Below are 12,550 nucleotides of genomic sequence, written 5' to 3'. Positions count from 1 at the left end.
CGGTCGACCGGGCGCACTTCAGGCATAATGCCACCTTTGTATCGTCACGGGGAGGGCTATCTTTGCACAGTGTCCAAAGGTGGCTTCCATCAGGCGAAGGCGAGCGACTTTGCTTCAGGCCTGTTGGCGTCCTTGCGGCAGCGGACAGGTAAGACCGCATCCGCCGATATCCGGAAGGCAGTAGCGCAGACAACAGACTTTGCGACGTTTGAATTGAAGCCCGCTCTCGTCCGTCATACTGCGAAGGGTGCCGCACAAGGGGTTCTTCTCACCGTCGGGAAAGACAGGATCGGAAAACAACGGCGCCCCTTCCTCCGCCAATGCGGGAGCGCTTTGACGGCCCGTTTCATCGACGATCCAGTCGAGATAACCAGCCGCATTTCCCCAAAGCAGCTTGGCGCTCAGGTGCGCATGATCGGAAATCGCGTCGGTCAAGGGGGCTATGTGCTGCCGCACGAGGGGCGTCATCGCTGCGTGGATATCGAGCTCGCGCACCTGTCCGAGATCAGGCAAAAGAAACGACACCGGCGTTGCCGTTTCCCGGTCGAGACATAGCGAGATTTCGTTGAGCGAGACGGGCAGAACGCGCCGCAGCTCGAGCCAAGCGAGCGCGGTGTTGATGGTCAAGGTACTGAAATAATAAAGGGTCCACAGGGAGACGATGGCGCGACGATCGGCCGGCAAGAACGCCGCCCCGTAGCGGTCGATGATGCTATTGAAGCGATCCGCTTCGCAAAGCGCGGAGCACGCGATGACATCGCAGCCCGCCGGCGCGTCCAGCAAGAATTTTCCGCGGCAGAAGCCGTATTTCTCCCCGCCGTGGCGAACCAACAGCGCTCCGAGATCGCGTTCGCCGTCCGCATTCTCTGGCGCGGACGGCATCGGTTGTTTTGGCGCAGCTTGGGTCAATCGCTCACCCAATATCTCACCACGTATACTTCAGCGTTCCAACGACCTTGCGTCGGTCGCCGTAATATTCGGTGCCGTAGTAGCTGCTTGCGACATACTTGCGGTCGAAGAGATTAGTTGCATTGACTGCAAGCTTGACGTTCTTGGTCACGTTGTAGCTGACCGCCGCATCGAACACGGTATATCCGCCGACTGAAACCGTGTTGGCATCGTCGCCATAGGTCTGCCCGATGTAACGCACCCCGCCGCCGAGTGTCAGATCGCCACGCTGCCCCTCTCCCGGGATCGTGTAGTCGAGCCAAGCCGAGGCGAGATGCCTCGGGACGCGCTGCGGCCTGTTGCCGAGATTTCCGCCCATTCCATCCTCACGGATCTCGGCATCCCAGTAGGAATAAGCAAGCGTCAGGTTGATACGATCGTTAAGTACCGCTTTGCCCTCCAATTCGAGACCGCGCACGCCCACTTTGCCGATCTGCTGCTGAATGAGCGGCGTCACATAGGTCGGCACGTTTGTCTGCGTCAGATCGAACAGGGCGGCGCTGAACAATCCGTCGAAATTGTCGGGTTGATACTTCAAGCCGACTTCGTATTGCTCGCCCTTCTGAGCCTTGAGCGAACCGCTCAAGGCATAGCCATTAGCGGAGGGGGTCACGAGCGGCTGGAAGCTTTCCGAATAATTCACATAGGCAGCAAGGTTGGAATTGATCTTATAGGTCAGTCCGACGCGCTTGGTGAAGGCGGATTCGGTATTGTCGTCCCTGGTGCCGAGATCGACATAATCAGCGGTCGTATGGACATGGTCCCAGCGGCCGCCCAGTGTCGCGATCCAACGATCGTCGAAGGTCAGTTGCTCCTGTGCATAGAGCCCGACGGACTGCTGCTTGACGCGCCAGTTTACGAAGGGGTTGAGATTGATGCAGGAGAGACCGCAATAGACGGGATTGTAGATGTCGATCGGCCCGGCTGTGCCATACTGGATGTTTTCGCGAGTATTGTCGTTGGCGTAGTCGATGCCCACAAGCGTCTTGCTGTCGAAGTCCTTCCACCCCGTATCGTATTGAAGCTGGTTGTCGATCGCATAGCGGTTCGACAGGCCATCCACCGAGAAAGCCTGACGGTCGGCTGTTGGATCGAAAGAGGCTCCGTAAACCTCGGCATAATCGAGGCTGAGATGCGTATAGCGGGCGTTCGAGCGGAAGGTCAGGCCGTCGCTGATTTCATGCTCGAACTGATAGCCGATATCGCTTTCACGGGTGTTGAAGCGATTGAAATCAGGCTCGCCCAGGAATGTATTGATATTCAGATTGGCACCGGCCGGAAACCCGCGGGCACCTGTACCATTCCGCTTATAGTAGTCGGTGAGAATGGTGAGCGACGTTCCTTCCTCGGGCTTGATGGTCAGAGCCGGCGCGATATAGAGACGATCGTCCTTGGAATATTCCCAGCCGAGGTCTCCGTCCTTGGCGAGCGCCGTAAACCGATAGCTCCACACACCGTCAGCATCGAGCGGCCCGCCGAAGTCGGTACCGACCTCTTTGGTGCCATCGCCGAAGGATGTGTAGACCTCGCCCTGCTTTTCCTCCGGCGGCCGCTTCGTGATCGCATTGATGAGACCACCTGGAGCATTCAGACCAAAAAGCGTCGACGTCGATCCCTTCAGCACTTCCACCCGCTGCAGCCCGTAGGGCTCGAGGCGGCTTGCCGTGTACCAGGCCGGAACGCGGGCCGCGAGACCATCGCGATAGGTGCCGAGCGCCGTCTGATCGAAGCCGCGAATACGAAAATAGTCGTAACGATCGTCATTGCCGAACTCGTCGGAGAAGACACCGGCGGTGTAGGCGACTGCCTGCTGCAGATTGTCKACGTGACGCTCTTCGAGTTCCTTTTCCGTCACGACCGAAACGGCGGCCGGGATATCGATGATGGGGGTATCCGTCTTGGTGCCGGTGGTTGTTTCCTTGGCGACGATGGTCGCATCAGGGCCGATTGCCCGGTCGGACTTGCCGACCACGACGATCTTCGGAAGTTCGGTCGCGGAATCCTGCGCCCAAGCCGCCGGCGCCAAGGCCAGGGACACAGCCGTCAAAGCACTGCTGGCGATCAGAGGCCTCGTCATACGACGCCGGTCCGCGCAATTTAGGGACGCGCGAAATCCTGCCTGCCGCATGATCACCATGCAAAGCCACTCCTGTCTGTCATTTTTTGGTCACGCGGCGGAGCAGCGGTCCCCGGCGATCCGCCTGCGTTGGGCGCAAAATATAAACATAACCAAAAGAGTCAACTTAAAAAATCCAATGTCCATACACGGCTGAAAGAGCCCGCGAGATGGGATAAGCTGATGACCGACGTGGATTTTCGCGCTCGTCAGGCATGAGACGGCAGAGCCGTCGCTGGCGGCTTGAGCGAGGATTGCAGAGACAGAAAATAATACTTGATAACATTAGTCATCTTTAGTACCGACAGGCACCTTGCCGCGAGGGACGACACGTGGAAAATCGTAACGACATAGCTGGCGCAACTGCCTCGACCGAGGCGTTCGCGACGCATCATATTCGGCTTTCGATCGACGGAACCGACATCCTGAGCGATATCGATCTTTCGTTTCCGAAAGGCGAGTTCGTCGCGCTAGTCGGTCATAATGGTTCGGGAAAATCGAGCCTGCTGAAAATCATCGGCCGACAGCTCCTGCCGACAGCGGGTTCGGCCCGCTATGCCGGGCGGGATGTCAGCTCATTTCCGGAACGCGCMTTTGCGCGCTCGGTTGCCTATCTGCCGCAGGATGTGAGCACCAGCACCGACATGACCGTTCGGGAGCTGGTGCGCTGCGGGCGCTATCCTTGGCACGGCCCGCTCGGGCGCTTCACCAGGACAGATGGGGAAAAGGTAGAGGAAGCGCTTGCCCTGACGCATCTGGAACCACTGGCGGACCGCATCGTAGCGACGCTTTCCGGCGGTGAAAGGCAGCGGGCATGGCTTGCTATGCTCGTCGCGCAGGATACCGAATGCCTGCTGCTGGATGAGCCGACCGCGGCCCTCGATATTGCGCATCAGATCGAGGTCCTGTCTCTGATACGCAGGCTATCCCATGAAAAAGCCCTGAGTGTGGTCATCGTCCTCCATGATATCAACATGGCTGCCCGCTTCTGCGACCGCATCTGCGCGCTGAAACGTGGTCGCATCGTCGCCAATGGACGGCCGGATGAGATCCTGACGCGTGAGCGACTGCAGGAGATCTACGGTATCGACATGGATGTCATCGCCGCGCCGAAGACCGGCTATCCGCTCGCCTATGCCTGCTAATCCCGTTCCTTTTTCCGCACTGTCACGCCGGGCCCTGTTGCGAACGATCGCCGCCGCGGTGGTGGCGGGCAATGCTCCGGCTTTTGCACAATCCGCACCGCGGATCGTCAGCCTCGACTACGGTCTCGCATCGACGCTTCTCTCGCTCGGCATCGTTCCGGTGGCGGTATCCGATCTGGCCGATTGGGATAAATGGGTGGTCGAGCCGGCAATGCCGCAGTCCGTCGTCAACCTTGGCAGCTCATGGGAGGTCAATTTCGAACTCCTTGTTGCCCTCAAGCCGGATATCATTCTGACGACACCCTATCTCGACGAACTGCTGCCGAAGCTAAAGCAGGTTGCGAAGGTCGTCCGCCTCGAGATTTACGCGCCCGGTATCGGCCCCATATTGCCTGCGGCCATCGCGGCCACACGAAAACTGGCGGCGGCGATCGACCGCGAGGCGGAGGCGGAAGGTTTTCTCCAGCGAGCGGACGCCTTCTTCGCCGAATGCCGCACCCGTCTTGCCGCAAAATCCCCTCCCTCCGTGGCGCTCATCAACTTCATGGACGCGCGCCACGCCAGGATCTATGCGAGCCCAGGCCTCTATCATAACGTTCTGGAGCGCATCGGCGTGCGAAACGCCTGGACCGAGGAATCGAACTACTGGGGCTTCCAAACGATCGCCCTCGAGGATCTCTCCCGTGTCGCCGATCCCGATGCGCGCCTGATCGCCTTCGAGCCTGTACCAGCGGATGTCCTGCCCAAAATCATGCAAAGCCCGCTTTGGCAAAGTCTCCCCTTCGCCCGGCCGGGGCATCTTTCAATTCTTCCCCCTGCTTTGATGTTCGGCATGGTCAACGAGGCGCTGCGGTTCGGCCGCCTTCTGACCGACCTTTTGGATCCCAAGGAATGAACAGGATTTTTAGAAGGTTCACCTTCGGACCCGCAGTCGTCGCGCTGGTGCTCCTCAGTGCCGGCTGCCTCCTGTCGTGGTTCCTCGTCGCGCCCTTGTTCGAAGCCATGAGCCAGACGGGCTATGACGTGCCGAGAATGGTGCTTTTCTATTCGGCGCTCCCTCGCCTCGCGACGGCCCTGCTCGCCGGGGCCGCGCTTTCGCTGGCCGGTGCGCTCCTTCAGCAGGTTCTGCGCAATCCCCTTGCCGATCCGACGACGCTCGGAATTTCCGCTGGTGCCAATCTGGCGCTGGTCGTCACGACCTTGTTTTTCCCGGGCTTGCTGGGGCTGGGCCGGGATATGGTCGCACTCGCAGGAAGCGCAGTGGTCGCCTGCATCGTCATGAGCCTCGGGGCACGACGCGGCTTTTCACCCTTTTCGCTGGTTTTGTCGGGCCTGGTCATCAGCCTGTGGTGCGGCGCCCTGTCGGCAATCCTCACCCTTCTCAATGAGCGCTACCTCGTCAGCCTCTTCATCTGGGGCGCGGGATCGCTTGCGCAGCAGAGCTGGGTCATTCCACTGTCGCTCCTCTGGAAGACGGCGGCCATCGCGATCATCTGCGCGCTCGTCATGCGGCCGCTTTCTCTCCTCGATCTCGGTGAAGGCACAGCATCGGCGCTCGGAGTTCGCCTTACCCGGCTGCGCTTCATCGTCGTCGGCGGCGCGGTAGCGCTTGCCGCTGTTGTGACCAGCGCGGTCGGGGTTATCGGCTTCATCGGTCTGGTTGCGCCGACAATCGCCCGGCTTTCCGGGGCGCGGCGGCCGCAGCAATTGCTGTTGTGGTCGCCCGTGATCGGCGCTGGGTTGTTGCTGATCGCGGATACTGCCATTCAATTGGTTGCGGGCAAATTGGGGGAATTCCTGCCCACGGGCGCGGTGACGGCGATCTTCGGTTCGCCCTTGCTTCTGCTGCTGCTTCCCAGGTTGAAAGTCCGGCATCGAGCGCTGCAGATGAAAGAGAGAGTTCGCTCGTGGAAGGCGGCGGGAACGAACGTGCTGGTCGTCGCGCTCGTCGTTTTGCTTCTCGCGCTCGCCGTCGGTGTGTTCGTCGGACGCGGTATCGATGGAAGCTGGGGCTTTCCGCACGGGGCGCTCTTCGGCGAAATCATTCCCATGCGGCTGCCCAAGGTTTTTGCCGCATTATCCTCCGGCGCGATGCTCGCCGTCGCAGGCGTCATCCTGCAGAGAATCACCGGCAATGAGATGGCGAGCCCAGAGTTGCTCGGTGTCAGCGCGGGCGCGACCTCCGGCGTGGCAATCGCCGTCTTCGTCATCGTTCCCGGGCCTTTCGGGCAAATGGCCTTCGCGGCCATAGGCGCGCTTCTTGTGCTCGCCATGATCCTGCTCAGTTCCATGCGCACGGGACTGGCGCCGGAGCGTGTCCTGCTTGCCGGCATCTCCTTGAGTGCCCTGGTCGATGCCATTGTCGGTGTCCTCAGTTCCACCGGCGATCCGCGCGCCGTCCTGCTGATGCGCTGGATGAGCGGCTCGACCTACGGCGTCGATGCCCGGACCGCCGTAGCCGTTACTATTGCCGCCGCGATTCTGACCGCCGCTGCCTTCCTCGCCCGGCGATGGCTGGACATCCTGCCGCTCGGTCCATCGCAGGCCGCCGCCATCGGCATTCCGGTGCGCAAGTCCCGTTTCGCGCTCTTCGGGCTTGCCGGCCTGATGAGCGCTGCGGCCACATTGAGCGTCGGTCCGCTGACATTCATCGGTCTGATGGGGCCTCATCTGGCAAGGGAAGCCGGGCTCGTCCGTGCGCTGCCGCAAATGGCGGGAGCGGCCGCCATCGGGGGCGCGTTGATGGTGTTTGCAGACTTCATCGGCCGGACCATCGTCTGGCCATATCAGATACCGGCCGGCCTCGTCTCGGCGATCGTCGGCGCACCCTTCCTCATGATGATGCTGCGAAGAAAGGGCTGACCAATCCGGGCGACGATGCCGTTGGCGGACGGATCGTTCGGCGCCTTTTTCAGGCCTTAAACACTTCATAACGCGGCCGGGGATTGCCGGCGAAACGATGGGCACCGGTGTGGCTGAGTTTGCTGCCGGTATCGAGCCAAATCTCTCCGCCAAGCGCTCGCCAGCGGTGACAGAAGGCAAAGTCCTCGCTGAGATAGATGCCGGTCTCTTCCTCGATAAGACACTCGAAGAGCGCATATTGCGTGGCTGGCGTGCGTTTGGTGCCGGGATAGGCGTGGATCGCGTCGTAGCGCAGGTTGGGATAGGCGGCGATCATCTTTTCGATGACGGCGCGCTTGATGAGAAGCATGCCGGTGCCCGCATAGATCGCAGTGACGAAATCGCCGTCCCGTTCAGTACCCGGACCGGTCAGCGGCGTGCCCACATAGTGTAATGCCGCTTCCGCCAGAGTTTCAGCGCTCCGTGAGGGTACCTTTGCGGCGTTGCCCCAATCATAATCCTTGATGGGATACATGGCGGCGGCGACATCCTTGTCGGCATTCAGCAGCCGCATCACCTGCTCCGGTTCGAAGCTGATATCCGCATCGATGAACAGCATATGGGTCGCCGCGGTGTCATTGAGAAAATGCGAGACGAGCGTATTGCGGCTGCGGGTGATCAGCGCATCGTTGCCGAGCAACGCCAGCGTCAATTGCACACCGAACTGCCCACCGACCTGCATCAGGGAAATGATGGATTGCATGTAATCCTTGGCGACCATGCCGCCAAAACAAGGGGTGGCTATGAAGACAAGCCGATTTTCCATCATTCGCCAGATATCCCTTTTCCGCTACGGGCGCCCCGCCGGAATCTAGGGAGATTCGTTGTTTCTGTGTGTGCCGAATTATTGAATTTTGTTTCTGGCGAGCCCGGCTTGGCACATTGATGTGACGCATGCCTCTCATCGGCCGCGACGCGTCCGGCAACGGAGCGGGAAACGAATGTGCCTGGGGAACTTTACAAGGTTCGCGCAAGCTTTCCTGTGCAAGGTCAGGCCGTTGGGGAGTACCAGATCGAGAATGCGGACCGCCGATAACGCCATGATGGCGGCAACTGTCATGGCCTATCTTTTCATCCGTCTTCCGGTTGCGCATCGGCGCAAGCGAGGATCCGGACCAAGCTTGGCCTCCAGTTTTCGGTAAATCTATCCGTCTGCATTGATCTCGAAAGATGCACTGCCGCGTTCATCGCGGCATAGCAAGCGTAGAGTCATGTAAGCGTAAAAACCGGAGTCCGTGCCAACGCTCGCATCTGGAGGCCCCCTTGACGAGCATTTCATCCGTTTTATCCAATAATTATTATCAATATCAAAGATCAGGCTCGACCTCGTCCTCATCCGAGGAATCCGTATCGTCCATTCTCGGCAGCAGTTCGTCCAGCAAAAGCTCGTCTTCGTCGTCCTCTTCGTCTTCTTCGACGGATGATCAGTCCTTGATATCGACGGCCGAGCAGCTCGTTTCGCAGCTCATGAACATCATGCTCAATCTGCAGGCCAACGCTTCGGGCGACGATTCCAGCTCGGATTCGGATGACAGCTCCAGCAGCACATCGTCTACTCAACAGTCTGGCGGTCAGGGCGGCAGCCAGAGCAACATGATCGCTGCGATGGATACGAATGGTGACGGCAGCATCACCGAAGCGGAATTCGTCGCCGCGCGTCCCTCCGATGTGAGCGAGGATCAGGCGACTGCGCTGTTTAAAAGCTTCGATACGAGCAATAGCGGATCGTTGACGACGGACCAGTTGGCAAGTGCGATGCAGTCCAATGGACAGCCGCCGGCACCGCCTTCTGGGGAAACGCCGGACGACAGCCAGATCTCCAGCATGTTCACTGCAATGGATGCGGATGGTGACGGCAGCGTCAGCGAAGCCGAATTCGTCGCCGCGCGTCCGTCCGACGTGAGCGAGGACCAAGCKACCAATATGTTCGATAGCCTCGATACGTCAGGTTCGGGTTCCCTGACGGAGAGCCAGTTCGAGACCGCGATGAAGGCTGGACCGCCGCCGGCTCCGGATTTCAGCTCGCTGTTCAGCTCGAACTACCAGGATGATACGACGACGAGCGACCTGCTTACCGTCTGATTGGAAATGACGGCAGCAGTTTAAACTCGGTAGTTTCTATCTGTCGGCAAACTTGAGCCAGAAAGGTCATCACCTTCGCGCGCAAGTTTGCCGGCCGTTCTTTTATGGACACTTGTCTGCCATTTGCCCGGCAGCTCGACGTCCATCATCTTCGCCCACGACAATTTKGGCGAAGCGGCGATTAGGAAATATTCTAGTCAGTTCTCTCAGAACTTGTAGCTTGCACCGATGGTAATCTTTTGCTGATCGGCCGAGACTTTTCCGATTCCGTCGCCAAAGTCCTTATTCCCGAAATCGGAGTAGCGATATTCGCCACGGATGAGGATATTTTTGGTGAGCGCGTGCTCGATGCCGCCGCCTGCCGTCCAGCCGATCAGGATATCGTCTTTTTTGCCGACTGCGGGAACGTCGACCTTGCCGCCTGCTGCCGCAAGACCCGCCGTCGCAAAGATCAGATTTTGATCCAGCGCGTAGCCGACGCGAGCGCGGCCGGAGGCGTCCCACTTGAGATTTGCTTCGTTGCCTTTTTCGAAGTTGTAGTTGAAGTCGTTCTCAATGCCGTAAACGATACTTCCGGTTTGAAAATTATAGCCGGCATGAACGCCAGCCGATCCGCTGTTGAGGTTTTGGTCCAGGCCCAAATAGGTCGCTTTGTTCCAGGTGTATCCGCCCTGGGCACCAAGATAGAAGCCAGACCAGTCAAAGGCTGAATAGTTCTGTTGCTCCGGTTGCGGTGCAGACTGCGAAATTAAGTCTGCAGCCATAGCCGGCGTGGCCAGCGAGAGAACGAAGGCGCCGAAAGCGAATATTCTGAAATGCATGGAGATGCCCCATCGTGTTTTGCAAGGGAGAGGGCGAGACAAAACACTCGACCCGCTCGTGACGATGCACCATGCGCCAGGCCCAGATTGCGGAGTGTCTTTTGATGTTAAGTTATGTTGCGAAGACGTTTGCGAATGCTGTCCCACGGCGGAACCTGGCCGCGATTTTCCTGCGCGCCTCTCTCGTTTAGCGCCGAGACTCCGCCGGCTCCGCAACATATCTCAACATTTCCAAACACAGCGCCACGAATTCCTTTGCTATCTTTATGACTTCCAGTCATCGGAGTTGTTGGCGTGACCTACCCGCATGCAAACGTAATCATTGCTGAAACCACGGAGGTTCGAGGGGCTCACTCGAACCACGGAAAGGCACTTGAAATGGCGCTCTACGAGCAATCCAATATCCTCATCGTCGAAGACGACGCCGATATCGCGGCCATGCTGGTTGAGCTTCTGACAGACAATGGCATCACTGCCCAATCCGTCGCCAATGGCGCCGAGATGGACCGGCTGCTCCGTTTTCATAAGTTCGACCTGATCGTTCTCGACGGCATGCTGCCCGGCGAAGATGGTTTCAGCATTTGCATGCGCCTGAGGGCCACGCGCTCCATCCCCATTTTGATGTTGACTGCACGGCGGGAGGATATTGATCGCGTCCTGGGGCTCGAGCTGGGTGCCGACGATTACGTCACCAAGCCATTCAACTCCCGTGAACTGCTCGCCCGCATCAAAAGCATTCTGCGACGGGCATCATATTCCCGGCGTGAGGAAGAGGTATCCGGGCCACTGACTTTTGCGGGATGGCGCATTGATCCCAACAGCCGGCAGCTCTTCGACGCCGAAGGTGATGAAGTGTCGATGACGACTGCCGAGTTCGATCTTCTCTGGGCCTTCTGCACCAATCCGAACAAGGTGCTCACCCGCGACCAGCTTCTCTCCATGACGCATGCCGGATCGGCTGGACCGGTCGAACGCAGCATCGACGTCCATATCAGCCGGATAAGGCAGAAGATCGAACCGAACCTCAAGGACCCGGCCTTCATCAAGACGGTCCGGCTGGGGGGCTACCTGTTCGCGGCGACAGTGGAGAAATTGCCGTGAAAAGCCTCCGCAAGGCCTCCATCCGCACACAGATCCTCGTGCTGGCGTTCTTGCTGATCGTTCTCGTGTCCGTGGTCGCTGCGACCACCGAGCCGTTTATCTACGGCCGTCACGACAAGGGCCTGGCGATCGGTTTGCTGGCGGGACGGATCGAGCGCGTGGCCGACCAGTTCCGAGATGCGCGCTCTCCTGAAGAGGAGGCGGCAGCCCTAAGTTTGGCCGCGAGATTGCAAATCTCGGTGGAGACACTGCCGGCAAGCCAGATCTCTCCGCGTGACGAGGCGGAGGCGTCATCGGCCGACATTCTTCAGAGAACGCGACGCGCTCTGGAAGACGACTTCTTCGACGGCCTGCGCCATCTTTTTGATAAGGAAGCGACATCCGTTCCCCTCATCGTGAAGGTCGACAAGGAACGAGCTCTTGTTTTCCATATGCCCGTATTTTCCCGGTCCTTGTGGTTCTTCCCCGCGGTCGCCAGCGGAATTCTGAAGATTGTCATTCCGCTGATCGTGCTCGCCTATGTCAGCAGTTGGCTGATCACCAGGCCGATGGGCCGCTTTGCCGCGGCGGCGGTGCGCGCCAGTACCGACGACAGTCTGGAAAAGCCATTCGTGGCGGAAGGCAGCTCCGAGATCCGAAGCCTCGCCGCATCGCTCAACACGATGCGCAGCCGCATATTGCAAATGGCGGAAAGTCGGACGCGAATGCTGAGTTCGATCCGCCACGATCTCAGGACACCTTTGACGCGATTGCGCATGCGCGTGGAGCGCTGCGAGCAGCCGGAGCTTCAGGGCAAGATGCTCCACGATCTGACAGTGCTCGATGGCATGATCAATGAGAGTCTGGCGTTTCTCACAAATGCGGGCCACAACGTGCCGTCTCGGAAAGTGGACCTTTCGAGCCTGCTGCAAACGATTGCGACGGATTTCTCGGAAACCGGCATCGATGTCCGGTTTTCCGGGCCTCGACGGCTAAAGTATCTGTGCAAATCCGAGGCGATTACGAGAGCGATATCCAATCTGGTTGAAAACGCTTCCCGCTACGCGACCCAGATCGATATCGAATTGCAGGATGCTGGCGACGAAGGGATACTCATTAGGGTGAGCGACAATGGTCCGGGCTTGACGGATGAGCTCAAGACCCGGGTGCTGGAACCCTTTTTCAAAGCGGATGAGGCTCGCACGACGGGAGTGGGAGGCGGCTTTGGCCTCGGCCTCCCGACAGCGGAGGGCATCATTAGAAAAGGTCATGGCGGAAAACTGACCTTGCTGGATCGGACGCCGAATGGGTCGGCCGTGAAGTATCAGCAGGTTGTTGATATTCCTGGTATATTGGAGGCTCTCGAATACTCGATATCGCAAGAAAGGTCCGGTTTTCGGTCTGTTTTCTTGCGATTTCAGATTTCGGTTTCGTGATGGGCCGAAGCATGATTCAAT

The 12,550-nt window shown here is 59.0% G+C and carries 10 protein-coding genes; 6 read left to right on the top strand and 4 right to left on the bottom strand.

Annotated elements, in window-relative coordinates; genetic code table 11:
* Positions 1–114: 114 nt before the first annotated feature.
* Both fhuF and QD357_RS28335 read right to left on the bottom strand, forming a co-directional pair.
* A complete protein-coding gene (fhuF, locus tag QD357_RS28340; protein WP_414125525.1) occupies positions 115–882 on the bottom strand; it encodes a siderophore-iron reductase FhuF in 768 nt (255 codons plus the stop codon).
* Between the two features lie 43 nt (positions 883–925).
* A complete protein-coding gene (locus QD357_RS28335) occupies positions 926–3,025 on the bottom strand; it encodes a TonB-dependent siderophore receptor (RefSeq protein ID WP_414125524.1) in 2,100 nt (699 codons plus the stop codon).
* 389 nt (positions 3,026–3,414) lie between these two features.
* Here QD357_RS28335 and QD357_RS28330 point away from each other — a divergent pair, with 389 nt between their 5' ends.
* Genes QD357_RS28330 through fhuB form a run of 3 tightly spaced genes read left to right on the top strand, consistent with a single transcriptional unit; the run spans position 3,415 to position 7,071 of the window.
* Complete coding sequence (locus tag QD357_RS28330; RefSeq protein WP_183938649.1) at positions 3,415–4,209, top strand: ABC transporter ATP-binding protein; 795 nt, start codon at positions 3,415–3,417, stop codon at positions 4,207–4,209.
* The gene (locus QD357_RS28325) at positions 4,199–5,104 is read left to right on the top strand and encodes an iron-siderophore ABC transporter substrate-binding protein (RefSeq protein WP_183938580.1); all 906 of its coding nucleotides are present in this window, start codon (positions 4,199–4,201) and stop codon (positions 5,102–5,104) included. The genes QD357_RS28330 and QD357_RS28325 overlap by 11 nt, the downstream gene beginning before the upstream one ends.
* Positions 5,101–7,071, top strand: coding sequence for a Fe(3+)-hydroxamate ABC transporter permease FhuB (fhuB, locus tag QD357_RS28320; RefSeq protein ID WP_183938579.1), 1,971 nt, complete (start codon positions 5,101–5,103; stop codon positions 7,069–7,071). The genes QD357_RS28325 and fhuB overlap by 4 nt, the downstream gene beginning before the upstream one ends.
* Before the next feature lie 49 nt (positions 7,072–7,120).
* On the opposite strand, the gene QD357_RS28315 is transcribed toward fhuB, so the two are convergent.
* On the bottom strand, positions 7,121–7,879 hold the full coding sequence (locus tag QD357_RS28315) for a hypothetical protein (RefSeq protein WP_183938578.1): 759 nt from the start codon (positions 7,877–7,879) through the stop codon (positions 7,121–7,123).
* 662 nt (positions 7,880–8,541) lie between these two features.
* Between QD357_RS28315 and QD357_RS28310 the strand changes: the two genes are divergently transcribed.
* On the top strand, positions 8,542–9,192 hold the full coding sequence (locus tag QD357_RS28310; RefSeq protein WP_414125523.1) for an EF-hand domain-containing protein: 651 nt from the start codon (positions 8,542–8,544) through the stop codon (positions 9,190–9,192).
* 206 nt (positions 9,193–9,398) lie between these two features.
* On the opposite strand, the gene QD357_RS28305 is transcribed toward QD357_RS28310, so the two are convergent.
* Positions 9,399–10,013: an outer membrane protein gene (locus tag QD357_RS28305; protein ID WP_414125556.1), complete on the bottom strand. Its 615-nt coding sequence runs from the start codon at positions 10,011–10,013 to the stop codon at positions 9,399–9,401.
* A 378-nt stretch (positions 10,014–10,391) separates the two neighbouring features.
* Between QD357_RS28305 and QD357_RS28300 the strand changes: the two genes are divergently transcribed.
* A complete protein-coding gene (locus QD357_RS28300) occupies positions 10,392–11,114 on the top strand; it encodes a response regulator (protein ID WP_414125555.1) in 723 nt (240 codons plus the stop codon).
* The gene (locus QD357_RS28295; protein WP_414125522.1) at positions 11,111–12,529 is read left to right on the top strand and encodes an ATP-binding protein; all 1,419 of its coding nucleotides are present in this window, start codon (positions 11,111–11,113) and stop codon (positions 12,527–12,529) included. Before QD357_RS28300 ends, QD357_RS28295 begins: the two co-directional genes overlap by 4 nt.
* Positions 12,530–12,550: the final 21 nt, after the last annotated feature.

This window comes from Rhizobium sp. BR 317 (genome assembly GCF_047445835.1).
GTDB lineage: Bacteria > Pseudomonadota > Alphaproteobacteria > Rhizobiales > Rhizobiaceae > Rhizobium > Rhizobium paranaense.
The sequence above is the reverse complement of the archived record's forward strand: the minus strand, read 5'-3'. Positions and strand labels throughout refer to the sequence as shown.